This window comes from Paraburkholderia sp. GAS206C (assembly GCF_050435645.1).
In the GTDB taxonomy this organism is placed as follows: Bacteria; Pseudomonadota; Gammaproteobacteria; order Burkholderiales; family Burkholderiaceae; genus Paraburkholderia; species Paraburkholderia phenazinium_B.
The window spans coordinates 58,499-84,959 of sequence record NZ_JBNDKR010000005.1 but is presented as its reverse complement, the minus strand read 5'-3'; the positions used below and the strand labels follow the sequence as shown (position 1 = coordinate 84,959).

Annotated in this window: 18 protein-coding genes; 10 read left to right on the top strand and 8 right to left on the bottom strand. The window is 59.9% G+C overall.

Going from position 1 to position 26,461, the window contains the following annotated elements:
- Positions 1-25: 25 nt before the first annotated feature.
- The 3 genes from P3T20_RS15120 to P3T20_RS15110 all read left to right on the top strand — a co-directional run bounded on the left by P3T20_RS15120 (position 26) and on the right by P3T20_RS15110 (position 4,387).
- Positions 26-922 (top strand): phosphate ABC transporter substrate-binding protein, encoded by an 897-nt coding sequence (locus P3T20_RS15120; RefSeq protein ID WP_074267220.1) that lies wholly within the window; start codon positions 26-28, stop codon positions 920-922.
- 214 nt (positions 923-1,136) lie between these two features.
- Positions 1,137-2,981: a hypothetical protein gene (locus tag P3T20_RS15115; RefSeq protein ID WP_254368958.1), complete on the top strand. Its 1,845-nt coding sequence runs from the start codon at positions 1,137-1,139 to the stop codon at positions 2,979-2,981.
- Positions 2,982-3,139: 158 nt separating this feature from the next.
- Positions 3,140-4,387: an MFS transporter gene (locus tag P3T20_RS15110; RefSeq protein WP_074267222.1), complete on the top strand. Its 1,248-nt coding sequence runs from the start codon at positions 3,140-3,142 to the stop codon at positions 4,385-4,387.
- A gap of 33 nt (positions 4,388-4,420) precedes the next feature.
- Here the strand turns inward: P3T20_RS15110 and P3T20_RS15105 are convergent, their stop codons facing one another.
- Together P3T20_RS15105 and P3T20_RS15100 are read right to left on the bottom strand one after the other, a co-directional pair.
- Positions 4,421-5,719, bottom strand: a complete 1,299-nt coding sequence (locus tag P3T20_RS15105) for an MFS transporter (protein ID WP_429287192.1) — start codon at positions 5,717-5,719, stop codon at positions 4,421-4,423.
- A 193-nt stretch (positions 5,720-5,912) separates the two neighbouring features.
- Positions 5,913-6,941, bottom strand: a complete 1,029-nt coding sequence (locus P3T20_RS15100; protein ID WP_074267224.1) for a hypothetical protein — start codon at positions 6,939-6,941, stop codon at positions 5,913-5,915.
- A gap of 841 nt (positions 6,942-7,782) precedes the next feature.
- On the opposite strand from P3T20_RS15100, the gene P3T20_RS15095 reads away from it, so the two are divergent.
- The 3 genes from P3T20_RS15095 to P3T20_RS15085 all read left to right on the top strand — a co-directional run bounded on the left by P3T20_RS15095 (position 7,783) and on the right by P3T20_RS15085 (position 11,813).
- Positions 7,783-8,811: a porin gene (locus tag P3T20_RS15095; protein ID WP_429287191.1), complete on the top strand. Its 1,029-nt coding sequence runs from the start codon at positions 7,783-7,785 to the stop codon at positions 8,809-8,811.
- A gap of 571 nt (positions 8,812-9,382) precedes the next feature.
- Positions 9,383-10,327 carry a helix-turn-helix domain-containing protein gene (locus P3T20_RS15090; RefSeq protein ID WP_074267226.1) on the top strand — a complete coding sequence of 315 codons (945 nt, stop codon included), beginning with the start codon at positions 9,383-9,385 and terminating at the stop codon, positions 10,325-10,327.
- Between the two features lie 358 nt (positions 10,328-10,685).
- The gene (locus P3T20_RS15085; RefSeq protein ID WP_429287190.1) at positions 10,686-11,813 is read left to right on the top strand and encodes a lactonase family protein; all 1,128 of its coding nucleotides are present in this window, start codon (positions 10,686-10,688) and stop codon (positions 11,811-11,813) included.
- 138 nt (positions 11,814-11,951) lie between these two features.
- Here the strand turns inward: P3T20_RS15085 and P3T20_RS15080 are convergent, their stop codons facing one another.
- The 4 genes from P3T20_RS15080 to P3T20_RS15065 all read right to left on the bottom strand — a co-directional run bounded on the left by P3T20_RS15080 (position 11,952) and on the right by P3T20_RS15065 (position 18,867).
- Positions 11,952-14,630, bottom strand: coding sequence for a TonB-dependent receptor (locus tag P3T20_RS15080; RefSeq protein WP_429287189.1), 2,679 nt, complete (start codon positions 14,628-14,630; stop codon positions 11,952-11,954).
- Positions 14,631-15,204: 574 nt separating this feature from the next.
- Positions 15,205-16,257 (bottom strand): ribosome small subunit-dependent GTPase A, encoded by a 1,053-nt coding sequence (gene rsgA, locus P3T20_RS15075; protein WP_429287188.1) that lies wholly within the window; start codon positions 16,255-16,257, stop codon positions 15,205-15,207.
- Positions 16,258-16,958: 701 nt separating this feature from the next.
- Positions 16,959-17,867 carry a LysR family transcriptional regulator gene (locus tag P3T20_RS15070; RefSeq protein WP_429287187.1) on the bottom strand — a complete coding sequence of 303 codons (909 nt, stop codon included), beginning with the start codon at positions 17,865-17,867 and terminating at the stop codon, positions 16,959-16,961.
- A 106-nt stretch (positions 17,868-17,973) separates the two neighbouring features.
- A complete protein-coding gene (locus tag P3T20_RS15065; protein WP_074269294.1) occupies positions 17,974-18,867 on the bottom strand; it encodes an amidohydrolase family protein in 894 nt (297 codons plus the stop codon).
- Positions 18,868-19,087: 220 nt separating this feature from the next.
- Here P3T20_RS15065 and P3T20_RS15060 point away from each other — a divergent pair, with 220 nt between their 5' ends.
- From P3T20_RS15060 to P3T20_RS15045, 4 genes are read left to right on the top strand one after another with little or no spacing between them, the layout of a single operon-like run.
- Entirely contained in the window at positions 19,088-20,101 is a 1,014-nt protein-coding gene (locus P3T20_RS15060; RefSeq protein ID WP_254368960.1) for a D-2-hydroxyacid dehydrogenase, read from the top strand.
- 33 nt (positions 20,102-20,134) lie between these two features.
- Entirely contained in the window at positions 20,135-21,481 is a 1,347-nt protein-coding gene (locus P3T20_RS15055) for an MFS transporter (RefSeq protein WP_083611599.1), read from the top strand.
- 51 nt (positions 21,482-21,532) lie between these two features.
- Positions 21,533-22,858, top strand: a complete 1,326-nt coding sequence (locus tag P3T20_RS15050) for an MFS transporter (RefSeq protein ID WP_083611600.1) — start codon at positions 21,533-21,535, stop codon at positions 22,856-22,858.
- A gap of 48 nt (positions 22,859-22,906) precedes the next feature.
- Positions 22,907-23,692, top strand: a complete 786-nt coding sequence (locus tag P3T20_RS15045) for a class II aldolase/adducin family protein (protein ID WP_074267231.1) — start codon at positions 22,907-22,909, stop codon at positions 23,690-23,692.
- Between the two features lie 114 nt (positions 23,693-23,806).
- Here P3T20_RS15045 and tcuB read toward each other — a convergent pair whose 3' ends face one another.
- Together tcuB and tcuA are read right to left on the bottom strand one after the other, a co-directional pair.
- Entirely contained in the window at positions 23,807-24,988 is a 1,182-nt protein-coding gene (tcuB, locus tag P3T20_RS15040) for a tricarballylate utilization 4Fe-4S protein TcuB (protein ID WP_429287186.1), read from the bottom strand.
- Entirely contained in the window at positions 24,975-26,390 is a 1,416-nt protein-coding gene (gene tcuA, locus P3T20_RS15035; protein ID WP_074267232.1) for an FAD-dependent tricarballylate dehydrogenase TcuA, read from the bottom strand. Before tcuA ends, tcuB begins: the two co-directional genes overlap by 14 nt.
- Between the last annotated feature and the right edge of the window lie 71 nt (positions 26,391-26,461).

Here is a 26,461-nt window from a genome sequence, read left to right as displayed (position 1 = left end):
TATTCAAGCGTAAGGAGAGACATCAATGACAACGACGCGGACCGACGTGCCGACGCTGCGCACCAATCTGGCCGATTATCCGGTAACGAAGGCAATGAAAGACGGCCGTGTAAAGTCGGACCTCGTCAACCTCGACTATTGCGGACCAACGCCGGCGCATAACGGCTTCAAGGCGATGGTTCGCGAGAACAAGTTCGACGCGGGCGAACTGGCCATCGTCACCTTCCTGCAGGCCAAGGCGTACGGCAAGCCCTATGTCTTGCTGCCGACGCCGATCTCGGGACGCTTCCAGCATCATTGCGCCGGCTACAACATCGACTTCGGCGAGTTGAAGCCGAAAGATATCGAAGGCAAGAAAGTCGGTGTACGCACCTATACCCAGACAACAGCGCTCTGGATTCGCGGTATTCTGCGCCACGAATATGGTGTCGATCTCGACAAGGTGACGTGGATGACGCTCGGTGACGGGCATCTCACCGAGTATCGCGATCCGAACAACTGCGAGCGCCTGCCCGCTGGCTCGTCGATTCCGCAGATGATGCTCGACGGTGAATTAAGCGCGGCGTTGCTTGGCGAGGACATGCCGAAAGACCCGCGTGTGCGCACGCTGGTGCCGGACGCACAAGCCGCGGCCAAAGACTGGTTTGCGCGTGAGGGCGTTGTGCCGATCAATCACATGTTTGTGGTGCACGCCGACATTTCGAAGAAGCACCCGGAGGTGGTTCGCGAACTGTACCGGATGATCGTCGAAAGCCGTGCGCTCACCGAAGGCGGTGTGCCGGCTATCTTCCCGCCGATCGGACTCGAAGCGAACCGCAAGGGGATCCAGTTGGCGATCGACTGGGCGCTCGATCAGAAGATCATTCCGCACCGGCTCTCGGTTGACGAACTGTTCGACGACGTTACTGGCAGCCTTGGCTGAACGACTGCGGGGACAGCGGGTAGACGCGGGATGCATAGGTAAGCAACGGAAGCACAATGCGTCGACGAAAAGTACGGCGCAGAAGCAGTCAAGCGGTTGAGCGGTTCCACGCCGCTCACCTACGCATAATTAATGGAGGCATTTTGCTGTGTATCTAACTACGTCTTTGAAGAAACTCATGGCTTGTGCGGCCATCGGGGGGGCCTGGATTCTCATGCCGACGGGAGCAGGCGCGGCGACGAAAGGCACTTTGCTGCTCGATCGCGTGGGGCCTGTTACATCCCAGCTGTATATCTCCAATGCAGACGGTAGCGGCGAGCACCGGCTGCTTCCAACCGATGGTTTCGATTACCACGCTTCGTTTTCGAAAGACGGACAGTGGATCATATTCACATCGGAACGCGACGGTCTCGGTCAGTCCAACCTTTATCGTGTGAAGGTGAATGGCACGGACTTGCAGCGGCTCACCGATCACCCCGGCGTTTCGGATGCGGCCGTTTTTTCGCCGACGAACCCGAATATCATCGCCTTCGTTTCGTCGCGCCGAGGCGAGAAGGACTACGGTACGGTCAACATCTGGACGCTGAACATCGCGACCGGTGCCCTGAAGAACGTCACAGGTGCGCTGAAATTCGATCCGAGCAAGCCGCATAGCTATTTCAGGCCTTCCTGGTCCCCGGATGGCAAGTGGCTCGCCCTTTCTTCCGACACGGGCTCCGATTGGCGCGGCCACAATCTGCCGGTCGGCTGGGAGCGCACGCAGGAAAGCAGTATCTACCTCATCAAGCCGGATGGCTCGGACTGGAAGAAGATTGCCAGCAATCCCGGCTTCGATGAAGGTTCGCCTTCGTGGTCGCCCGATGGCAAGCACGTGGTCTTTTACGAAACGCCCGTGGAGTCGACCTGGGGCGCACACCGTCCCGAAGGAATCAATAAGGTTAGCTCGCAACTGGTATCGGTGGATGTGTCCACGCTCGAGCGAAAGGACTTGACCTCGACCCCCGGTTTCAAGGTGTTTCCGCAATACCTCAGCGATAACAACATCGCGTATCACGTGAAGGGTGGCGACACCGAAGGCTTGTACACCACAGCTGGCACGTTCCGCTCGACGGCCAACTCGGGTATCCGCTCGCCTCACTATTCGTCGGACGGCAGCAAGGTGGTCTACGAAAAAATCACGATGCGTCCGGCACATACGAATGGCACGCCGTTGTATAGCTTCGACCCGGAGTGGAACTATCGATACATCGATGTGTTCCCGCAGCTGTCACTGGATCGGCAGAAACTGGTGTACACGGAGAAGGCAGTCAACTCTTCCATTGCCATCATGAACCCCGACTTCACTGGCTATCAGCGGATTTACGATCCTGCGAACAGCGGGCTGGATCCGGTCATGATCAAGCAGGGTCTCGCCGGTGCATTCCAGCCGACCTGGTCGCCGGATCGTCAATGGGTCGCCTTCGGCGTAGGGGACTGGTTCTTTACGCGTGGCATGGGCCCCGGCCGCATCATGCGGATCAAGACCGACGGCAGCATGAACGGCAAGCCGGAAGTCCTGACCGATGGCTCGATCAATGCGGGTTTCCCGAGCTACTCGCCGGATGGCAAGAAGATCGTCTACCGCGTCTGGAGTCCGAAGGTGCAGGGTCTGCGTATCATCGATCTGGATACGCACGCTGATACGGCCTTGACCACCGAGCCGGACAACCTGCCTGGCTGGTCGCCCGACGGTAGCAAGATCTTGTTCACGCGCAAGGAAGTTAACCCGGCGGATCCGAACAAGTTCCACTATGACGTGTACACGATCCACCCGGATGGCACGGGCCTGACCCGTCTGACGACGCCGGGCGCGAACCAGGGCCATGCTGTCTGGACTTACGATGGCCGTATCGCGTATAGCTCAGGCGTGTATGGCTTCCGCGATGAACTCGCGCTGTACGACAACAGTTTCCAGCCCGATGGCCAGAACTGGGTGATGAACGCTGATGGTAGCGATCAGCATCCGATCACCGATACGCTGTGGGAAGAAGCGATGCCGCTTTATATTCCGAACCCTTAGGGCGGATATTGGATCGGCGTGGTGAAGGCGCTGTGCGGAAGCACGGCGCTTTTTTATTCGTGGGCCAACCAGTTCTGTCGTTGGCGGAAGACGCTGCCGGCCACATCTACAGGCAACGCTTATCATGTCGGTCTGGGTAACCTACAGAGACATCATCGATGAGCGACACGCGGCGCGACCTTACCGGGCATCGTAGCCAGACGGCAACGTTCCTGAGCGACTACGGCTTCTGGGCGCTGACCTTTAGCTACGTGTTGAGCCAGTTTTTTCGCAGCTACGTCGCGGTCATTGCGACTCAGGTCATCGCCGATTTCCGTTTTTCATCGGAGATGTTTGGCTGGTTTGCCGGCGCCTTTTTTCTTGTATTCGCGTTCGCGCAAATACCAGTCGGCCTGATGTTCGACCGCTATGGCGTCCGTGCGCCGACCGCGGTGCTGATGGCCATAGGGACGCTCAGTGCCGGCGTGCTGGCGTGCACCGCTGATCCATGGACCGCCATTGCTGCGCAGGCCGGCATAGGGTTGGGCTGTGCTCCCGTTTTCATGGGGCTGCTCAACTACGTGCTCAGCAGCGGCGCTGGACCGCGGCAGACAAGTGCGGTCACGACCGCCAGCGCCATTGGTATGGCGGGGGCATTGCTTGCAGCGTGGCCGCTCAGCCGGGCCACTGCTGAAGCAGGGTGGCGAACCCCCTTGCTGATTGCCGCGGGGGCGATGCTTTGCGCTACGCTCAGCGTCGTCTTGTGCGTGAAGCGCCGGGATCCTGAGTCGCATGCGTTGCGCGTCGCAGTGGCGAACGGTACACCGCGCTCGGGAGTTGGGCGCTTCTGGGCGCTGGGGCCTGCGTGTCTCGCGATGTCGGTAGGTGCAACGTTTCGCACGTCCTGGGGTGGCCCCTATCTGGCGGACGTGTTTGGCTTTGACCTGTTGGCACGCGGCAACGCGATGACGATCACCAGCCTGGCCGGAATCGCTGCATCGTTCTCCATTCCTTTGATGGTTCGGCTCTGGACGCCCAAATCCATTTCCTTGCTATGGCTTATAGCGGGGGCACTTGCGGCCGTGTTGCTCGCTGTTCTCCCTGGCGCCAGTAGCGTCCTCGGCGTGGGATTGATCTGTGTCCTGTTTTCGGTAGGTGCGATTCATCCGTTGGTCATGTCACAGGCGCGCGCGATCACACCTGCTGAGAGGCTGGGACTCGCCTTGGGTCTGCTCAATAGTCTCGTCTTCCTTGGGGTGGCGTTAGCTAGCGGTTGTTTCGGCTGGATCGCGGGACATGCAAGGCTGGCGAACGCTTCGTCCGCTCAGGTCTATGCGTTGCTGTTCGCGGTCACCGCATTGCCGCTCACGGTCGGGGCAATCGTCTATGTTTTTAGTCCTCGCACACGAGCGCCGCGCTCGGCCTGATTCATACCGCTGGGTGCAAACGTTGCTGCGCGCCTAAATCGAAGTCTGCGTTTCTGTCTGCGGCGGTTCGAGGGCGATGTCGTTGACTTTCGGCGCCCATTTACGTTGAAGCAGCACCAGCGTGCTCGTTGCGCCCATCAGCAGGAAGGCGAAGATCGCCATCATCGGCAGTAAATAGCTGCCGCCTAGATGGAGCAACCAACCTGAAAGGCTGGCCGATACGCCACCTGCGAGGCTGGTGGCAACCTGCTGTAGTCCGGTGTTCAATCCAACCGCTTGCTTGGGGATCAAGGTCAGCTTGCACAGCGCCAGATTGTTGGCTGTGACAAGGCCAAGCAGCGAAAGCGATAGCACGTTCCAGAACAACGCCATCTCGAGCGACGGCGCATAGGCACCGAGCAGCACGGTGGTTCCACCAATAAAGCCGGCAACGATGAACGCTTTACGCACAACGACGGCGTCGTTGCCACGCGCGATAATCCGGTCTGCAGCCCATCCCGCTATGGCCGCAACGATCGCGATTCCAGCAAAGCTAAAGAAGGTATAAAGACCCGATCTCTCAAGAGAAAGACCGCGTTGCTCGACCAGATAGGCTGGCATCCAGGTCATGCAATAGAAAGCGAAATAGCTGTAGCAGAAGTTATTGATCAGTCCGCCCCAGACGACAGGGCTCGCCAGCAGGTTCTTAAGGGGTACAGAGGAAGCCCTATGTATTGCTGCCGCAAGTTGCTCCCTGGACGGATAGTCGTTTTTGACCATCAGCAACCATGGCACGAGCCAGACCAGGCCAACGAGTCCCGTCGCAATGAACATCATCTTCCACGAATACGCGACGATCATCCAGGCCGCGATCGGTGCGCCCAGCGCGGGGCCCATCTTGCCGCCAATCGAAAAGATGCCTAGTGCGGTGCCTTTTTGGGTTTCTTCGAAGTTGTTGGCCAGATAGCGATAGGTAGCGGGAATCACAACGGATTCGGCCACGCCGATGAGCAGACGCATGATGATCAGGGCGGACAGCGTTGTCACGAGGCCAGTGACTGCCGCAGCGATGCACCACAGCGTGAAGCAGATCGTGTAAGGCCATTTCACGCCGTAGCGGTCGACGAGCCAGCCCATGGGCATCTGGACGAAACCGTAGGACCAGAAGACCGCTGAATTGAGCCAGCCGCGCTCGACGCTCGTCAGTGCAAATTCTCGAACGAAGCTCTTGTCCGCCAGAGCAGCGGACAGGCTCGTACGGTCGACAAACGAAATCAGCAGTCCGAGCGCGAGGAGCACGACAATGCTCCAGGGATTCTCGGCTGCCGGTCGTTTCAATTGATACGTCTCCATGAATTCTCTCTTTTCGACCGTGCTCAAAAAAATACACAATCTTATCGGTCGAAGCTGCTCGGACTGAGACGCGCCATGCCTGTCAGCATTATTACTCTAAAAGGATAGCAGGCAACATCAAAGCGTTCTCCAGAACGACGATTGGCGACCCGCCTGACGGGTCGCCAATGAGCGCATTCACGAGCACTGCTGACTAGAAATGAACCTCGGCTACAAACATCGGTGCCGACGTTATCGTGCCGACCGTTTCGTTAGTCGGCGATCCATACATGTGATACCAGTATTCGTAACCTACACCGGCATAGACCACACGCGGATGACCGGCAAACGAACCCAGATCAGCCAACAGCGAAGCGCGAGCGAGAAACTCTGTCGTAGTCGGCACGCCGAAGCCGTCCCGGCCTTTTGGCCCGGTCACGCTGGCGAAGCCCTTGAAGACCAAAGGCACAGGCCCCGCCTGAAACGGAACGAGCCACGAGCTCTCGATGTGCCACGCGGGGTTGAAATGCACGTCCACGCCCGTGATGCCATTGTGGTTGCTCTCGGTACGAACGCCGGCCGTGATGTTCCAGAAGCCACGCGGCACGGCGAACTCGATGGTTGGGCCGAACACCAGCATCCGGGCACGTTCGCCATACGCGTCGTTTTTGGTGCCGAACTCGTAACCGCCGGTGATACCAAAGTCGCGGATGAAGCCGTAACCCATGTAGTGGCCGAGAATCTTGCCGGCGCTCAACTCGACCCGGCCGATGCTATAGATTTCCTGAGCTCCGCCGTTGGACGGTCCACCGGCTTCCGGGTTGGCGGAGTTCGAGACAAGGTAGTCCACGTTGAATGCGTAACTACCGTACTTGAAACCGCCGATGGTCGAGAGATAGCCGATGTTCTGCACAACCTTGTCTGGCACACCGGGGTAGTGGAAATCGCTGCCATAACGGTAGCCGACATACGTATCGTTCCACGAAACAGGTGGCGCGCCGAACTGTTCCGCCGATTTCAAATCCGGAGCACTGAGAGCCGCTGCACCGTTCTTGTAGGTACCAGGGGCGCGTTGGCTCTGCGTCTGCTGGTCCTGCGGGTTCTGCTGGGTCGGCTGCGCTTGCGGCGGAGCGGAATCGCTCGGTGCGGTGATAACCTCTTCCGCATGACTCACTCCGCTCAAACAGCAGAAGATGGCTGCACCGAGAAGCGGCTTGCGCAAAGCTACGGATAATTTTTGCATGTCTCCTTCCATATGGTTTTTTATCGGCTCTGCTGCTGTTTAGTCTTCTTGGAGACGAACAGAGAGGCAGATGCTCGGGGCGAAATTGTCAAAAGCCGTTCGACGTACGATTGCTACGAGAAGCTAAGGCAATAGCAGGGCTTGGCGCGGTGCGCCAGATTGAAGTGGTTGTGCGTGTCTCCGTCCAGATTGGATCAGTGTTGATATGGGCGGCGTGGTCGTTTTTCGACTCTCAATCGCGCCGCACGGCCGGCAACTCGCTGGGTAATCCAACACAGAAAATTCTTGTTGCGGTGATGAGGATAGTATTTGAAGGTCGAGCGCGTGCCTCTACACAAAAACTAGATTCGCTTGCATTTTTTGTTGCAGCGGTCGTGGCGCGATGAGATGGATCGGTTCGAACCATATCTCACCACTCAGACGTGCAGCACGTTGTTCCCACTACCTCCACGTCATCGCGGAAACGGAACGTTCCGCCTTCATCCGCCAATCGACGAAAAATGCCAGTGAATCTAGTTTTTGTGTAGGGACGCACGGCCGGGCATCCAATACTCTTATTTCTCATCAAGGGCGTTCGGCCCAAGCAGTCCAATTCAAAAAGAGCAACGGAGACTTTCATGGGACGGAGCATCGCTCTTGTCTTTTCGGCGCGATGAATGCCGCCGCCAGATTCGCTCGTCTTACCCTCTCGTATCGCCTGGCACATGGTGGCCCGAAGTGCCAGGCTTATCGGCGCTTTGAGCGCGTTTCGCTGCACGGTATGTGGTTGGAGGAATCTGCCAATTTTTAAAAATTAGGCATACGAAGTACATAAATAACTAGACGTTAAATCGGAGACTGCATGAAAAAGCTGAGAGTTTTTGTGTCTGGCGCGGTATCGGCATGTGTTTTCAATGCCGCATACGCCCAGTCGTCAGTCACGCTCTACGGCGTGATCGATAACGGTGTGGAATATCAGAACCCAGGCTCTGCCCCTGCGACGATCCGCGCCATATCCGGCGGGCTGTTTGCAAGCCGATACGGCTTGAAGGGCAGCGAGGACATCGGCGGCGGTCTTCACGTCAACTTTCAGTTGGAGCAAGGCTTCTCGGGCGCGACCGGCGCGGCGTCGAACGCCGCGGATGCCTTTAATCGTCAGGCTTGGGTGGGCCTGTCCGGGAGCTTTGGTGAGGCGCGCTTTGGGTTGCAAAATACGCCCCAATACATATTCATGAACCCCGAACTCGACCCTATGGCAGTGATGAGCATCGGGTCCCCAATGAACAATTTCAACAGCCTGACCATCCGGGTCAATAACGCGATTTCCTATTTCACCCCCACGGTATACGGCCTCACCGCGCAATTTATGGTCGCGATGCGCGATCAAACGACCAGACCGAGTGACGGATTGCAGTTCTACAACGCGGCAGTCCGCTATGTAAACGGGCCGTTTCGCGCGGCGGCCGGCTATGAGCAGGCGGCCAATGCAACCGGGACGTCTATCCTGAAGGTGTTTAACGCAGGGGCTTCGCTCGGCGTGGGCGCTGCCCGGTTTTATCTGGCCTACCACACGGAGCGCCAGACCGACGACAGCGAGAAGCGTGACGTCTATGAGGCATCGGGTTCGTACTCGTTCAGTAGCGCTGACCAGCTGTCGCTGATGTACGGCTATGCGCATGACAGAACAGGGCAGGGGAACAACGCGCAGCAGGTTGGTTTGACCTATGAGTACTTCCTGTCGAAGGCCACCACCCTCTACGCGGCCACCGGTTTCATTCAGAACCGAAACGAAGCGGACTTTACCCTCAACGGTACTTCGTATGCAGGCGTCACTGTCGCGCCGGGTTCCAACACGCGCGGCGTAACGCTTGGAATGGTGCATTCGTTCTGAGTACGCGGCGCCCGCGTCTCGAGACCGGCGCCGCCCGTGGGGGTAAGTCGCAAGTTACCCCTTCGGAAATCTATGGAAAAATATGCCCTGTTTCCGCGATCTTGCGAGACGGTTAAGATTGCGTGCTGCACGGGGCGATTCCAGCGACGAGATACGCTGAAAACAGCGGATATTCGAGCTCGGCAGAAGATCTTCAAGACCTTCGGCGGCAGGATGGCCATTGGTAAATACCCTCCTGTAACTGCCGCAGATTCGACGAGCGGTTGGCTTGAAGTCAGGTTGGAATCCGTTCTCAACGTCAGTGAACGAACGTAGAGGCGGTTTCATAAATTCCCCGGGACTGTTAGCATTTCTGCAATCGCGATCGGCGCGAACCGTCATGGTGTCGTGCAACTTCGGCCCGCGCTCGGTGCGCCACTGTGTCGTGTGCGCTTCGAAGCCGATCGCTTCAAGAGCCAAGGTGCTCTACGCCGGTATATGGCCTGCGCGGAATTCGCGTCAGAAATCTTCCGCGTGAGGCTGGAATTTCAAGGACGGCCGTACGCATCGATACGGCCGCCAAGGAGACGTTATGACATACAGTACCGTGGCAAAGTACCCGCCCAAATCTGTCCCCAAAGCGAAGCAGACAACCGTTCCGAAAGTCCGCCTGTACGTTGAGCGCCCTGAAAAAGAGAACTGGTTTGTTCACGTTGGACATGTCACCGACAGGGGCCGCTGGAAAACGGAGCCCCACGCGCATCCCGCTTATGGTCAGGTGATATTCGTTCGTAGCGGCCGCGGCGTCATGAATCTCGAGGGAAGCAGCGTGCCGTTCGAGGGCCCATGTGCCTTGCTATTGCCTACTGAATGCGTTCACGGTCTCGACTATGAAATCGATGTGGACAGATGGGTCGTGACAATCGAGGTGGCATATCTGACCCAGGTTAACGCCAAACTTCAGGAGTTCATCTCGCTCTGGGCGGCGCCCCGGATGATCCCGCTCTCCTATTCGGCCGAGGCGGGAATCGAGTTCTGCAACCTGATCAAGAGCCTCAAGCACGAGGTCGAGTCGGACGCGGTTGGTCATGTGGTGGGCACAGAAGCATTGCTGACGAGTCTTCTGCTCATGCTGGTACGCGAAACACGCCTGGAAGAAACCGGCAACGAAAGTGCAACACGCAACGATGTCCGCCAGGTCGACCGGTTCCGCAAACTGATTGACGAACATTTCCGCGAGAACCTGCAACTGCAAGACTACGCATCAATGATGGCCGTGTCCCTAGTGCAATTGCGTGCAGCATGTGCCTCCGCTACTGAGCAAAGTCCTACGAAAATGATCCACGCGCGCATTATTACCGAGGCAAAGCGTAACCTCATTTTCGGAGACATGTCGGTGGAGCAGATCGCCTTTGGGCTTGGCTTCGCGGACGCCGCGTACTTTACGCGTTTCTTCCGGCGGGAAGTCGGACAAGCGCCGAGCCAGTTTCGCGTCGCTGCCCGGCAGCAGCCTCATCGCAAGGTCGTTTCGCAGTAAGCGAACTCATGGTGCCGTTGGAGCGTCTATGACGCCAGCACCGGACCCCCTTTTTTGCCAGCGGTCGAGTCGACTCGCTTGCCCGGGTCGCCTGCCGCGGCGATTCGTTTCCATTCCGCGCGACCCCATCGTCTCAAGCCCACGTTGTAGCTGAGCACATCAAAAAAGTGCAAGTGAATCGGACTTTTGTGCAGGGACGCGGGCTTGCGAATCCGATACTCTTGACCGGCACGGTCACCGCATCGACGATCTCGAGACCGATGATTGACCGTTTGCGTGCTTTGAACGAATTTTAAAAAAACACACTATGAGACAGCCTCTCCCGAGAAACAGGCTGACGCGGTACGGAGCTGCCGCGATGCTTGTTTCGCTTGCGTCAATCGCAGGAACATACAGCACGCCTAACAATGCTGCCACGTTACCGGACAGTGCACAGACAGAACTCGTCTACGTGGGCACGCAGAAGAGCCAGATCGACGCGCTAAGCCTCGACACGGCCACCGGCAAACTGACGGCAATCGGCCCGGTTGCGGAAGGACCTAAATCCACATGGGTCGCTGTACATCCCCATCTGCCGATTCTCTACGCGGTCGATGACGACAACGCCAGAGAAGGAAGCATCACCGCATACGCGGTGGATCGCGGGACGGGTGCGCTCACGAAGATGAACGCTGTTCTCACGGGGGGCAACGGAAGCACGTATCTGGGGTGGGACGCACCGTCGATGACCTTGTTCTCCGCCAATTACGCAAGCGGTTCCGTGTCCAGCGTCTCCGTCAACCCCGACGGAAGCCTGGGCTCACTCGTGTCGACGATCAAGGAAACGGGTTCCGGGCCGAACCGTCGACAGGCGAGCGCGCATGCGCATAGCGCTGCAGTCGATCCGTCAGGTCGATATGCGCTCGTCCCCGATCTGGGTGCCGATCGTGTGTTCGTTTACGGCTTTGACCGCGCAACTCATGCGTTGTCGCCAGGTGACGAGTCCAACTCACGTGCTTTCGTTGTTCCACCTGGCAGTGGCCCCCGTCACATCGCTTTCGGTATGAGCGGCGAGTTTGTCTATCTGCTGACCGAACTGAGCGCGAATCTCATGGTGCTGCGCTGGGATGCATCGCAAGGACACCTGACGTTAGTGCAATCGGTGCCGACAACCAGCCCGGAATTCCAGGGGGCGAAGAGCGGCGCCGAGCTTGCGATCAGCGGTGACGGACGTTTCGTCTATGTGGAGAACCGCGGTGAAAATGCGCTGGTTGTTTATAGCGTCAACCCTGAATCGGGCGAGCTTTCGCTTGTTCAGCGCACGTCCGCAGGCGGTGAGAAACCATGGGGATTTGGAATCGATCCGTCGGGAAAGTGGCTGCTAGTTGCCAACCAGCAGAGCGGCACAGTCAATGCGTTCAATATTGACCCTGTGTCTGGCATGGTTTCGGACACCGGGCAATCGGTTGACGAGCCGACTCCGGTCAGTGTTGCCTTCGTGAAATAAGGTACTACATCGCGTCGCCCCTGCACGCTTTTCGCTGTGAAGAAAAAGACGGCCGCTCCGGAGACGAAGGAGGGGATCCGGAGTCCGGAGCGGCCGTGAGAGGAACAGACGACTACTTCAAAGTGAACTTGCTGCGCTTTAGAACTTGTACGTTGCGCCAACCTGCAGATAACGGCCCATGTACGTGTACAGCGACTGGTCGTAACCGGTCTGGTCAATCTGGTTGACCCACAGCGGATCGTACGGAGGCGCCTTGTTGAAGATGTTGTTCATGCCACCGTAGATCGTCCAGTGCTTGAAGCCCGTGTACGCTACGTTCAGGTTGAACACGCTATAGGAGGCGGTGGAGTAGTCCAGACCCAGCGCGTCCGAGTACGGCCCGGTGTATTGCCATTCCAGATCGGCATTCCACTGGTGGAAGTTCCACGACAGGTCCGTGTTGCCCTTCCAGCGCGGGAACGAACCGCCGAACGGCTGAGCGAGCGTCAGGTCGTTACCTGCGCCATCAACCGTCGAGGCGAGGCCGCCAATGCCGTTCATCTTGAAGTGCCAGATATAAGCCCAGTCGGCCGACAGCTTGAACGTACCGACCGGGGTCGGCAACGACTGCGAGAACGTCGTTTCGAAGCCGTCCGTATCGAACGAACCCAGGTTCTCGTACGTGTTGACCATGTACGCGATCGAGCCGTCCGCATTGAAGACCGTGGCCGACGGATCGAGCTGGGTGCCAATCGCCTTGTCGACGTGAATCTTGTACCAATCGAAGCCGATGTCAGTCGTACGCGTCGGCGACAGTTCGAAGCCGATGTTGTAGTTCTTCGTGCGTTCCGGTTGCAGCGCCGGGTTGCCCTTGGTAATAACGTTTTCGTCCTGACCGTTCGGACCGATCGGCATGATGCCGATGTTCGACGAATTCGTATTCTCGAGGAATTCCGGTGCACGGAAGCCACGGGTGTACGAAGCGTAGGTGGTCAACTGCTGGATCGGCTGGAAGCGCAGGGCGAAACGCGGCGAGAACGCACCGCCGAAGTCGCTGTAGTGGTCGTAACGGCCCGACTGGCTGAACGTCAGCATCTTGTCGATCAACGGCACATCGACCTGGTAATACACGGCCGCCACATTACGCTCACCGGCCACTTCCTGGAGGTTCGGGTTCAGTACGTTACCGCTCAGGTAGTTGCCGCCTTCCTCGATCAGTTCGCTTTCGTGCAGGAACTGTGCACCGAGACCGAGGCCCACATCGCCTGTCGGCAGATGGAACAGGTTTGGCGTTGCCAGCGTTGCGTCGAAGGCGTCGAGCTTGGAAATACCGAGGTTGTCGGCCGTCGTCAGGATGCTGTTCAGCGCACCGGGTGTAGCCGACGGATTCACGAAGTTAAGCGTGCCGTTGTTGAGCGCAGTCTGCAGGGCGTTCGGGTTAATCACACTGCCGAGCGTGTTGCTCACCGTGCTCATAGAATGGGTGTAGCCCACATTCCAGTCCCAGTCCTGCTTGCCGAGCTCGTAGCTGCCCTTCAAGCCCATTGCAGCGCGCCAGAAATTCGAATCCGTGGTCGAGCTATACGTGGTCGGGAGGTAGCCAAACAGTTCCTGCGCTACGCCGGTCGTGTTGTACGGATTGTTGGCCGGAACGGTAAAGCTGAGAGGGCTGACGGTCTTGGTGGTCGGGCTGTACGCAAGCCCGTTGCCGACGACTACTGGGCCATCGTTTGTGGTGGTCGTGTTGTTGCTTTCCCAAAGGTCGGCGTAGGCGGTCGTCGTGTCGTTGATCTTGAAGTCGGCGTGAACTTTAGCGTTCAGACGCTCGGTCATCGGCTCGATCGAAACGTCTTCAGCCGTATTCTTCAGGCACACGTTGCCGCTACTGATTGCGCCAGTTTGTGACGCAATAATGCTGTTGCCAGCCGGCACAGAAGTCGCGCAGCCGTAAGGCGTCGCTGCACCCGTGTTGGGGTTCAGGAGGTATGACGGTTGCTGGATACTGCCGCCAAACGGCTTGTTGCTGAAGTCCTGGTTCTCGGTCGTGTCGCGATCGGCAAGCGTATAGCCGTTCGACTTGTAATAGCTGGCGGTCGCAGTGACGTTGAAGCCATCCGACGCGAGGTTACCGAAGCCGCCGAGGACGCCGAACTTGGTCGTGCCGCCGCCGCCTTGCGTGGCGCCGCCAATGCTGCCGTCGAGTTGCAGGCCCTGGAAGTCATGCTTCGTGATGATGTTGACCACACCGCCGATAGCGTCCGAACCGTACTGCGATACAGCACCCGTCTTCACCACTTCAATCCGGTCTACCACGTTTAGCGGCAACGTATTCAGGTCGAAGAACTGGTCTGAACCGTTGACGGCAAATGCGAACGGCGCGACGCGCTGACCGTCCACGAGCACCAGCGTGTATTTTTCGCTGAGGCCGCGCAGTGCGATGCCCGAACCGCCTGCAGCAAAACTGTCGGAGGTGGACTCTCCCCAGCTATTAGCCGAGTTGGCCGAGATCTGGCGCATGTAATCGGACACGTCCTTCGCACCCGAATCTTGGATTTCCTTCGAGTTGATGACCTGGACCTGATTGAACCCGGTCTTGTCCGCCTGACGGATCAGCGAACCTGTCACCTGGAACGTCTGCAGTTGCTTGACGTTCTTGCCGCCCGTCGCTGTAGCGCCCGATGCTGCCGCCGGAGCGGCTGCTGCAGCCGTGCCCGACGCCGCTGCTGCCGGCGTCGCCGGCTGGCTTTGCGCGAATGCCGGAACGGCGATCGCCGTGGACAACGCTAGTTCAGCCCAAATTATTCTTCTGATGGCAATCGCCAATGCCCTTTGCTTCATCTCACCCCTCACACTTGTCAGTAAGGCCACACGTTGTTATGCGGAGAGTGGTTTTATGGACCTCTCCCCGCGGTTCGCGGCGTCGATGCGCCGTATTCCGCCGAAACGCTGCGCGCAAGCGTCTCCACACGCACTCCATGTATGAGGTGCGCGCAGCATGGATAAACCGATGGTGATATCCCCGATGTCTGTCGGACTACTAACGGTTATGTCTTGATTTGCATAGCAATTAAAATTTTTTTCGTGAGAGCGTCAGACGCCCGGGTCTATGACACGCTTGCCGACAAATGCTTGTAATTCTCTCTGCCCCAGCACCTTTTTTGTGCTTTCAAAAAGGGTGCACAGATTACGCTCATTGTCGTGCACCGCCTATGTGCGAGCTGCACAAGCCCGTTGCTTGGGGTTTTTACCTAACACAGCCATTACAGGGTGTTGCCAGATGTAATCTAGCTAAGATACATATTTCTAAATTTGTTAGATACAAATAAAAATGTTTTACCTAGAGGAGGACGTCGGTGTGGCGTAGCAACGACAGCGGTGTGGAACCCGCTAGTCGTTGCGTTAGGGCTTCCCCTCATTTCGGATCACGCTCAAATCTTTGCCGGCTGCCCCGTCGCGCTGCCCGCTGCCTGGCCTCGTCGCGCTGGCGCCGCATCGCCGCTTGCTTGTCCTCAAAGAACTCTGCTTCGCGCTGTAACTTCTTGTACGAGTTGAGGCGTCTTAACGTTAGGCGACCTTCGTCCACGGCCTGCGTGACCGCGCAACCTGCTTCCCCGTTGTGCCCGCAATTGCGAAATGCACACTGGCTCATCAAGTGCGCGATGTCTTCAAAGGCGTCGCTCAGGCTATCGGCGCTAGCGCTTACGCCGACGCTCCGGATGCCCGGGGTGTCGATGATCACGCCGCTTTCCGGCAGCATGAACAGTGATCGGCTGGTGGTCGTATGCGATCCGCGCGCGCCCTTAGCGCTTACGCCTAGCGTCAACTGCCGTTGTGATTCGGTCAAGGCGTTCACGATGGAACTCTTGCCAACGCCAGAAGACCCGACGAACACGCAGGTTTCATCCTCCGCGATCATGAGCTTGAGTTGCGTTACCCCCGGTTCGCTAAAAGTGCTTAGCACACACACGGGGATTTCCGGTCCGAGTTCCGCGATCTGTTCGAGATAGGTATTTGGGTCCATCGCCAGATCGGCCTTGTTCAGGACAAGAACGGGTGAGATGTGGTTCGCGCGAGCCAGGAGCAGATAGCGTTCGAGTCGCGACAAGTTGAACTCGTCCGTGCAGGACGTGACGATGAACAGCTTGTCGACATTGGCCGCCAGCAGTTGCACACGGTCCTCGCCTGTACTGCGCTGGAAACAACTACTGCGCTCGAGGATGTCGATAAATTCGACTTCGCCGGTTTCCGTCGGGGTGCCAAGTATCCAGTCGCCGATGATCGGCGCTCGTTCGCTCTTCCTCGCAAAGGTCAGGTTGAATGGTCGCAGTTGTCCTCCTGCGTCGCCGGATACGACAAAGCGCAAGCCGAAGTCCTCGGTGACGCGATAGGGTTGGCCGATGCCGTAGCGTGCGGCGTGTTCTGCGAAGTGATCGTTGAAGCCCAGTTTTCTTAAGGAGTTGGACAAGATTGTTAGTTCCTGAATGATCTATAGGTCGGGCATTCGCATAGGGATGCTTCAATGCCACAGGCACACACGGTGGCGTGCCACGCTGAATGAAATAAGCATGACTAACGAGACCCGATGCGTTCGCCGCCGGAATGTATGGGACGAGCGCGAGCCACCGCGACGACTGACGCGACGCGGTTTAGGCCTGCATGAGGTCTGGAGAGCGTGCTAGAAAACGCAACGCCTGGAAGGAGGGGGATCGTGGAGCAAGCGGAATCCGTGGACTTGCGCAAGGCACGCTAGTCCGGCGCCAATGCTGCCGAGGCGCGGGTTATTTCGCTGGAGAAGGAAGACGCGCAACCAGCGCGTTAGTTCAACGATTGCAGACCCATTAGGGCCGAGTGTCCTGCTTGGACGTTGAGGACTTGGAGGATGAAGGCTAAGACGCGCAGACGCGGTCTTGCAAAGCAGGTTGGATTCGAGCGTGGTCATGATCCCAATGCATGGAAGAATTCAGAAGAAAGTCGCCTGAAGCTGCGGTGTAAAGATCTTTCATATCCAAACCTCCTGATTGCAGTGGGTCCGCCCTGAAACAAAACAATAGCCTGACGCCAAGTGGGACCGAGTGTTGACGGTGTACGACGGCGCCTATGATATCCGAGAATAAAAATTCTGGAGGAGGAATCTTTGCATTGGGATACGAGGCTGCCCCAGCAGCCTCATTCTGATGCTTTCTCATCCGCCGCCGCAGCGAGCAAATGCGCAATAAAAGTCGCCAGCAGCGGCGGCTGCTCGCCGCTGTTCCTAAGGCCAATATAGAACTGGCGAGTTGCCCACCCATCGAGCAGGCGGATAGCCCTAAGACCATAACGGCCGAGATAGGAAGCGGCAATCAGCTCCGGCATGATGCCAATGCCGATCCTTTCGCGGATCATGCGGCAGCGTGCTTCGTAGTTCGAAACTTCGATGCGAACATTGAGCGGTCGCGACAACCCGTCTTCAGCGAGCGACAGAAACGCCTCATATGAGTGTCGCGGAAAATAGCCGACGAACGGATAGTCCTTTGCCGCTTCGAGCGTTGTTTCGTTGTGCGTGGCGAGTGGGTGGTCGAGCGGCACGACCAGCACGACGCGATCGCGGTGGTAGGCAATCGAATGAATGCCTGGCGCGGGCGTGACGGCATGATAAATACCGATGTCCGAATCGGCATCGGCGATCAAGCGCGGAATGTCGTAACTGTAGCGTTCCTGCAGTTCGATCTGAACATTGGGCTCGCTCACGTAATAACGGCTAAGCGCTTGCGGCAGGAACTGGATGATCGACGAGCGGTTCGCGGCCAGCCGGATTTTCGGCTGCCCGCTCATGCCGAACTCCGCTACCGAGTTTTGCGCCAGTTCGACGCTGCGCAAGATCGCCTTCGCGCGATGATAGAGCGCCGCGCCAGCGGGTGTCGGTTCGACGCCGCGTCCATGGCGCACGAGCAGCGTCGTGCCGAGCCGCCGCTCCAGCTCGGCGATGCGCTTGCTCGCCGCCGACGTAGCCAGATTCTCGCGTTCTGCAGCTTTCGAAAGGCTCTTCGCCTCGATGGCGGCCACCAGCATCTGGAGGCCGGGCAAATCCATTTTCATGCGCGGGACGATCCATGGGATGACGCGGGCCGGCGTTTCGCCACGCCCGCAAGGGTGGATGCATGATACGCGAGGTCCCCGGCTTGCCGCGCGCAGTGCGCGAGGATCAAAGCGGGAAATCGTAGAGGCGCGCCGGATTGCTTACCAGTATGGCTTGTCTCGACGCAGCATCGGGCACGGCGCGCAAGAAATGCTCGATCAGTGTGCCGTCGTCCGGCATCCTTGCGGACTCGAAGTAATTGACGTGCGGCCAGTCGCTGCCCCACACCACATGATCGGGGTTGGCCGCAAGAATCGCGGCCTCGAAGGCGAACACGTCTTCGTACGGTGCCCCCGTTGCGGAAATCCGATCCGCGCCCGATATCTTGGTCCACGCGGCGCCGTCGGCGAGCAGGGCGACAAGCGTCTGAAAGCCGGCGTCATCCGTGCCGCGTGAAACATTCATGCGCCCCATGTGATCGACGACTAGCGGGATCGACAGTGCACGCAACGTGGGCGCGAGTTCCGGCAGGTCGGGCGCGTGAACCCATATCTGCGCGTGCCAGCCGCGCGCCGCAAGACGCGGGGCGAGGGCGCGCAGATCGTCGAGGCCGGCGCCGTTGCGGTACACCTTCTGCCCGTGCTCCTGATAGAGATTGAAGCGGGCGCCGCGCACCCCATGCAGCGTGAGGCTGTCGAGCTCGGCCTCGGAGGTGCTGCCGTCGATTACCGCCACGCCGCGCAATCGCGTAGGGGCTTGCCGGAGTGCGTCGACGAGAGAGCGGTTATCGGTGCCGTACACGCTTGCTGTTACGACTACGCCGCGCGCGAAGCCTGTGGCATCGAGTTGTTCGATGAAGCGCGTCACGGGGTTTTCCGGTGGTGTATAGCTGCGTTCGTCGGCCAAAGGAAATTGCGTGTAAGGGCCGAACACGTGTGCATGGCAATCACACGCGCGCGGTGGAATGGCGGCCGGCACAAAGGCCGGGGGCGGCAGGGGACCGAGGCAGGGTTTCGTCATTGTGAACAGGTGTTTAGTCGGGCTGAACGGAAGGCGGCAAAGCGCAGCGCATACTTGCATGGTACGGATCGTTTGCCGCTCGAGCGTTATCTAAATGGAAACGCTGCATTCGCCAAAATGAACAGCAGCCCTATCTGGGGCGGCCACAATCTGAACAGGAGTGTGCCGGTTTTCCCGGCGGAGGTACCCCACCCATTCGAACAAAAGACGGAGACTGGCTTTGGATATTCTACTTTCGCGCTCGGCGGCCGAACGGTTGGGTGGCGCGATCGCGAACGTGCTTGGCGATACCGCTTACCGCATCGTGACGCCCGACGAGCCGCATCGCGGGCGAGCCGACATTGCGTTCATCAGCCGCGATGTGACGGGTCGCTCAACCAAGACCGACCTCACCGCGGAACTGCAAGCTTTCTACAAGGTACTGCGTGAATCGCCTCGTCTTGCATGGGTCCATACGCATTCGTCCGGCGCCGACCGGCCAATCTTCCCGGAATTGCTGCAGCGCGGTGTGACCGTCACGACATCCTCGGGGGCGAACGCGGGTGTCGTGGCGCAGTCGGCGCTCGGCGGAATGCTTGCGCTCGCGCGCCGCTTTAGCCGTCTCTACGAAGCTCAACACCGTCATGCGTGGGAGCCGTTGCTTGGCGAGGCCTCGCCAAGCGACCTCGCGGGCCAAAATGCCCTCATTGTCGGCTATGGTCCGATCGGGCAGCGGCTCGCGCGTTTGCTCGGGGTTCTCGAGATGAACGTCACCGTCGTGCGCCGCGAAAGCGGCGCGGGCGGAGCGGCGGGTGCAGAGACGAGCGGGACCGTACGTACGATCTCGTTCGGACAACTCGACGATGCGCTTCCGCACACCGATTGGCTAATCCTCGCGTGTCCGCTGACGCCGCTCACAACACGCCTGATCGACGCGCGTCGAATCGCATCGCTGCCTTCACGTGCTTACCTCGTCAACGTGGCGCGTGGCGAGGTGGTGGCGCAGTCCGCGCTTATCGAGGCCCTTGCGCGCGGCGCGCTCGCCGGCGCATGGCTCGACGTGTTCGAACGCGAGCCGCTCGATGCGGCTTCGCCGCTATGGGATTTGCCCAACGTGCTGATCTCGCCGCACACCGCAGGGCATTCGGACAGCTACTACGACGCCGTCGGCCGCATCTGGCTCGACAACCTGGCGCGCTGGCAGCGCGGCGCACCGCTCGTCAATGCGGTGCCGCCGCAGTTCGCCGTCGTCTGATCACACTTGCAGCCCACCAACTGGAGTTACCGCATGGCGTTGAGTATCGATTCGCCCCCCGCAACTCTCGACACAGGCGCGACGGCTGACGCGTTCGAGCGGGCGGTCTATCGCAAGGTCGCGCTGCGTATCCTGCCCTTGCTGGTGTTCGGCTACATCCTTAATTATCTCGACCGGATCAACATCGGCATTGCGCAGATCCAGTTCAAGTCCGACCTTGGGTTTAGCGATGCGGCCTACGGTTTCGGCGCCGGTCTGCTGTTCGTTGGCTATGTGGTGTTCGAGATTCCGAGCAATCTGATGCTCGACCGCATCGGCGTGCGCAAGACCTTCTTGCGCATCATGGTGGCCTGGGGAATCTTGTCGACGATGACCATGTTTGTTCGTACGCCGATGCAGTTTTACCTGGTGCGTTTTCTGATCGGTGTGGCCGAGGCCGGTTTCACGCCCGGCATCTTTCTTTACCTGAGCTACTGGTTTCCGGCGCGGCGTCGTGCACGCATGACGTCGATCTTCTACCTGAGCATTCCACTCGCGGCGACGCTCGGCACACCGCTCTCGGGATGGATCATGCACGCGTTCCAGGGACAACTCGGGCTGCATGGCTGGCAGTGGCTCTTCCTGCTCGAAGGCATGCCCTCGGCCGTCTTCGGCGTCGTGCTCTTCTTCGTGCTGAGTGACCGGCCCGATACAGCGCCCTGGCTGGCAAGCGCCGAACGCGCATTCATTCTCGCGGATCTCGACCGTGACGAAAGCCACAAGACGCGCCGCTCGAAGCACGCGCCGTTTCGCGCGATTCTGTCCGACCCGCGCGTATTCTGCGCGGGCTTCACCTTCGCGTGCAGTTTTTCGCTAGGCAACACGCTGGCCTTCTGGGCGCCGATGGTGATCCGTAATTCGGGCGTGGCGCAGGTCGTCAACGTTGGCGTTCTGGCGGGAATCCCGGCGTTCATCGGGACCATCGTGATGCTGCTAGTGGGGCGCCACTCGGACCGCACGCTCGAGCGGCGCTGGCATGCGGCTATCGCACTCGTTTGTGCTGCCGCGGCGCTTGCGATGCTGCCGCTCTTTCACAGCAACACGGTCGTGGCGATCGTCCTGCTGGCCGTGGCGTCGGCGGGCCACTATTCCTGTCTTTCAGTGTTCTGGTCGATTCCGCCGACTTACCTCACACGCGAAACCGCAGCCGGCGGTATCGCGGTGATCAACGTGATCGGCTCGCTTGGCGGTGCGTTGAGTACTGCCGCGCTGGGCTGGATGAGTCATGGCGCGGCCGGCTTCGGCAGCGGCCTGGTCGTGCTGGGCGCGATCATCGGTTGCGGTGCTGTTGTATTGCTAGTGGCGTTTCCGGCCCGGACGATCCGTTCGGCGCCGGCATGACTTAAGGCCGCACAGAAGGCCATTACACAAAACTACAGGAGACAAACGTCCATGAACGACATACACGCAACGGCCGCCGCCCCTGATGCTGTGCCGGGCATCCACGCGGGGTCATCAACGCGCCGTGCGGCGCGTTCGATAGTCGGCGGCTCGATCGGCAATCTGATCGAGTGGTACGACTTTCATGTGTACACGACGTTTTCAATCTATTTCGCGGCGTCGTTCTTCCCGCGCGAGAACCGCACCATCCAGCTACTCAGCGCAGCCGCCGTGTTCGCGCTGGGCTTCCTGCTGCGTCCAATCGGAAGCTGGATGATTGGCCTTTACGCAGACCGGCGGGGCCGGCGCGCCGGCCTCACGCTCTCGGTCATCCTGATGTGCGGCGGCTCGCTTGCGATTGGCCTGTGTCCAACCTACGTCCAGATTGGCGCCCTCGCGCCGCTGGTGTTGCTGCTCGCGCGTCTCGTGCAGGGGTTTTCTCTCGGCGGCGAGTACGGCGCAAGTTCGGTCTATCTAAGCGAGATTGCCAAGCCTGGTCGTCGCGGCTTCTACAGCAGCTTCCATTACGTCACGCTGATCATGGGCCAGTTGCTCGCCACGCTCGTCCAGGTCCTGCTGCAGGAGTTTTTCTTTTCGCGCGCTGAGCTCAACGCGTGGGGTTGGCGTGTACCGTTCATCACAGGTGCGGCGTTGGCGCTAGTCGCCTATTGGGTGCGCCGCAATATCGACGAAACGCCCGACTTTCGCAACCTCTCCGAAGCCGCCAAGGAACGCACCGGACTTTCCGAGCTGCGCAAGCACTGGCGTCCCGTGATTCTCGTGTTCGGCCTCACCACAGGCGGCACGCTCGCATTCTTCACCTACACGGTTTACATGCACAGCTATCTCGTCAACACGGTGGGGCTCTCGGCACGTGCCTCCGCGTGGGTGTCGCTATCCACGCTGACGTTGTTCATGCTTGTGCAACCGCTGTTCGGCGCGCTTTCGGATCGCATTGGACGACGGCCTCTGCTGATCGCGTTCGGCGTGGGCGGGACATTCGGTACCTGGCCGCTGCTTGCTGCACTCGCGCACACCCACAGCGAATCCACAGCCTTCCTGCTGCTTGCCGTGGCGCTGCTGATCGTATGCGGCTATACGTCGGTCTGTTCGATTGCGAAGGCGGACCTCTTTCCTGCGCGCTTGCGTGCGCTCGGCGTAGGCGTGCCTTATTCGATTGCGACCGCATTGTTCGGCGGCACCGCCGGCTATGCGGGTCTCTGGTTCAAGAGCGTCGGCTACGAACAGGGCTTCTACCTGTACGCGTCGGCCTGTATCGCCTGCACGCTGGTGGCCGCCTTATGTCTGCGCCGCAGCGATTCGCAGATGACCGCATGAAGCACGTATTCCTTTGTTCACTTCCTTTATGACCTGCAGGAGCATCGCATGAAACCGATTCCCGAATTCGACATCCCCTCGATGCGCGAACACTGTTCCGAAGAGGAGTGGCAGGTGCGCGTGGACCTGGCCGCGTGTTATCGCCTCGTCGAACACTACGGCATGTCCGACATGGCGGCCAACCATATCTCCGCGCGTGTGCCCGGCGAAGAGGCGTTCCTGATCAACGCATACGGGATGCTGTACGAAGAAGTCACGGCGTCGAGTCTCATCAAGATCGACAACGATGGCAACATTCTGAGCAAACCTGCATTCGTCGGCGCGGACTATGGCATCAACCGCGCCGGCTACGTGATTCATGGCGCGATTCATGAGGCGAAGCACGAGCTTGCCTGCGTGATCCATACGCATAGCTGGCCGGGGATGGCCGTGTCGGCGCTCAAATGCGGACTGCTGCCGATGACGCAAACCGCCATGCGCTTCTACAAGATCGGCTATCACGATTACTGCGGCGTGGTGCTCGATACGAGCGAACGTGACTCGCTGATCGCGGATCTCGGCGACAACAACGCACTGATCCTGCGCAACCATGGGTTGCTGACCGTCGGCCGCACGATTCCGGAGGCGTTCAACGCGATGCATCGACTGGAGCTGTCGTGCCGCTCGCAACTGGCGGCGCAGGCGTGCGGTGTCGAACTCAACGAAGTCTCGCCCGAAGTGCTCGAACAAACGTACATGAACTACCAGCCGCAGACGCGTCGTCCGTACGGCCTGCTCGAATGGCCGGCGTTGCTGCGCAAGCTGGACCGGATCGATCCGAGCTATCGGGAGTGAGCTGCAGAGGATGGGCGCTGCGGCGCCTATCCAAGGGTTGGTTCTGCTCCAGACGGAGAGGGACGCCCACGGTCTCTGAACACAGGAGAGCTGCGAGCAGGTTGTCTGGATTGATCAGTCATCCGTAAGGCCGACCCGGTTCGGCTGGCGGCGCTCGATTGCCCACTTGAGCAACGCGGCCGCGCGTAGCGGTCCGTGAACGAACTTGCCGTAAGGCATGGTCAGGAACAAGGCGATCACGGCGCCGAGATGCAGCGCCAGCAAACTGGGCATCGCAGCGCTGCTACGCAGCACCATGAGTGCGAGGCCACTGAGCGCGACGATTAGCAGCAGAGCGATGAAGCCGAGATCCATCGGCTTTTGCGCGGCGTCGCCCTGGTTGGGATGGCGTTGCAGATTCAGCCAGCCAAGACCGAGTGTACCCACGGCGATGCCAATGCCACCGACGGTGCCGAGTAGTGTCGGCGGGCTCGTATAGGCATACGGCGCCTCGAGCCGGAACACATAGTGATAGAGCGTGGCGACGCATGTCGACAGGAAACATAACGCGAAACCGTAGGCAGTGGCATGGTGGCAATGCCGGCGCGCGAGCGAAAAGCGGTCGTCCTCGTTGTTGCAGCCTTCACCGTGTCCACCACCCAGGTACCGGAGCGTTGCGACCGCGCTGGTGGCTTCGGCAAGCGCCGCGCCACTGGCCGAGCCCGGCACGGCTTCGCGCCAGAAGCGACGCACACCGATCCCCAGTGCACAGATAGCGAACAGAAAGACCGGCGCGAAGATATCGACCATCAGCGTGTGCGGGAACACATCGTAGAACGAACCACTCACAGAGGCCTGCCACAGGTTACCGCTCATCGCGAGCGCGAGGATCAGGAACAGTGCGACGCCGCCCGCAAGCGCGAGGGCGACCGCGAGGCCGTTGCGCTCGTACAGCGCCGCGAACGAACGGGGCCATGCAAACAGGCGGTACGTGCGGCCGCGCACGCTGGCCATCGTCTGCGGGACGTTGACGGCAAACTCATGCGGCGGCGCGTACTGGCACGCGTGCAGGCAGGCCCCGCAGTTGTGGCACAGGTTCGCCAGGTAATGGACGTCGGCGGTGCCGAACTCGAGGCGCCGTGTCATGGCCGGAAAGACGGCGCAGAAGCCTTCGCAGTAGCGGCACGCGTTGCAGATCTGCAGGATCCGGGCGGCTTCGTCCTCCGGCACGGAGAGAAGCGGCGCCCTTGCGACGGTCACGGCGACGGGCGACCACTCGTCGCTGGCTTGCTGGATCAGTTTTTCAAGAGCTTGCACGACTGCTTTCCTTATGTACCGAAGCGACGGCATGCGCGGCGGCGTTGGTGCCGGCGATGCGGCCGAATGCCGTGCCGATGCTCATGCCGACGCCGGCCGTATAGCCTTTGCCGAGCACGTTGCCGGCCATCATTTCGCCGGCGACGAAGAGATTTTCGCTAGGCTCGTCGCCAAAGCGAACCGCGGCCGTCTGGTCGGTTTTCAGGCCGAGATAAGTGAACGTGATACCCGGACGCAAGGCGAAGCCGAAGAATGGCGGCGTATCGAGCGGGAGCGCCCAGTGAGTCTTCGGCGGAGCGAGCTCATCGGTGCGGCAATCGTCGAGCTTCGTGTGATCGAACGTGCCGGGGCGGCAGGCGGCGTTGTACGCGTTAAGGGTCTCCATGAAACGCGCGGGGTCGAGTCCGAGGGCCGTTGCAAGTTCAGGCAAGCTGTTCGCCCGCACGCCCGGAAACACCGGCGGCATGAAGCGTCCAACGGCCTTCGCATCGATGATCGACCAGGCGGTCTGCCCCGGCTGCTGGGCGACGAGACGCCCCCAGATCGCGTAGCGCTTCGGCCAGAAGTCCTCGCCTTCGTCGTAGAACCGTTCGGCGTCCCGATTCACCACCACGCCGAGCGACACGCAGTCGACGCGCGTGCAGATGCCGCCGTCGTAGAGCGGCGCGCGTGCGTCGATTGCCACCATATGTGCCTGGGTCGGGTCGCCGATGCTGTCCGCGCCCGCGTCGATCATGAAGCGCAGCAGCGTGCCCATGTTGAAGCGCGTGCCGCGGATCAGGAAGTTGTCGGCGGGGTGTTCTCCGCGCTCGTTGACGCCCCAGGCATCGCGCAACCACGCGCGGTTCGACTCGAAGCCGCCCGCCGCGAGCACACAGCTGCGCGCCGTAATGCGTTCGTTGCCCGCCCACGCGGCCACGAAGCGCGGGCCGTCGAGCTCGATGCGCTGCACCGGCGTTTCATAGCGGATCTGCACGCCGAGTTGTTCCGCGCTGCGGTAATAGGCGTTGACGAGGGCCTTGCCGCCGCCCATGAAAAAAGCGTTGGTTCGGGCGGTATGCAGCGCGCCCGAGAGCGACGGCTGGAAGTGCACGCCATGCTGGCGCATCCACGGCCGGCAGGTCGACGACGCGCGAATTACAAGCCGCGCGAGCGCCTCGTCCGTGAGGCCGCCGGTGACTTTCAGCAGATCCTGCCAGTATTCCTCTTCGGGGTAGGCATCGACGAGCACGTCCTGCGGCGCGTCGTGCATACAGCGCAGATTGCGGGTGTGTTGTGAATTGCCGCCGCGCCATTCGCGCGGCGCGGCCTCCAGCAACAGAACGGAAGCACCGGCTTCCCGAGCCATGAGGGCGGCGCATAGCGCAGCATTGCCGCCGCCGATGACGAGAACATCGACCATCGAGTTGTCTCCTTTGGCTCGCACTGTACGGGCGAACGCGCCGCACCGCCATGGGCGGCGGGGCAAGGGGG

Coding starts and splice junctions, on each gene's coding strand:
- P3T20_RS15120 (WP_074267220.1), top strand. CDS start 26: ATGACAACGACGCGGACCGACGTGCCGACGCTGCGCACCAATCTGGCC.
- P3T20_RS15115 (WP_254368958.1), top strand. CDS start 1,137: ATGCCGACGGGAGCAGGCGCGGCGACGAAAGGCACTTTGCTGCTCGAT.
- P3T20_RS15110 (WP_074267222.1), top strand. CDS start 3,140: ATGAGCGACACGCGGCGCGACCTTACCGGGCATCGTAGCCAGACGGCA.
- P3T20_RS15105 (WP_429287192.1), bottom strand. CDS start 5,719: ATGGAGACGTATCAATTGAAACGACCGGCAGCCGAGAATCCCTGGAGC.
- P3T20_RS15100 (WP_074267224.1), bottom strand. CDS start 6,941: ATGCAAAAATTATCCGTAGCTTTGCGCAAGCCGCTTCTCGGTGCAGCC.
- P3T20_RS15095 (WP_429287191.1), top strand. CDS start 7,783: ATGAAAAAGCTGAGAGTTTTTGTGTCTGGCGCGGTATCGGCATGTGTT.
- P3T20_RS15090 (WP_074267226.1), top strand. CDS start 9,383: ATGACATACAGTACCGTGGCAAAGTACCCGCCCAAATCTGTCCCCAAA.
- P3T20_RS15085 (WP_429287190.1), top strand. CDS start 10,686: ATGCTTGTTTCGCTTGCGTCAATCGCAGGAACATACAGCACGCCTAAC.
- P3T20_RS15080 (WP_429287189.1), bottom strand. CDS start 14,630: ATGAAGCAAAGGGCATTGGCGATTGCCATCAGAAGAATAATTTGGGCT.
- P3T20_RS15070 (WP_429287187.1), bottom strand. CDS start 17,867: ATGAAAATGGATTTGCCCGGCCTCCAGATGCTGGTGGCCGCCATCGAG.
- P3T20_RS15065 (WP_074269294.1), bottom strand. CDS start 18,867: ATGACGAAACCCTGCCTCGGTCCCCTGCCGCCCCCGGCCTTTGTGCCG.
- P3T20_RS15055 (WP_083611599.1), top strand. CDS start 20,135: ATGGCGTTGAGTATCGATTCGCCCCCCGCAACTCTCGACACAGGCGCG.
- P3T20_RS15050 (WP_083611600.1), top strand. CDS start 21,533: ATGAACGACATACACGCAACGGCCGCCGCCCCTGATGCTGTGCCGGGC.
- P3T20_RS15045 (WP_074267231.1), top strand. CDS start 22,907: ATGAAACCGATTCCCGAATTCGACATCCCCTCGATGCGCGAACACTGT.
- tcuA (WP_074267232.1), bottom strand. CDS start 26,390: ATGGTCGATGTTCTCGTCATCGGCGGCGGCAATGCTGCGCTATGCGCC.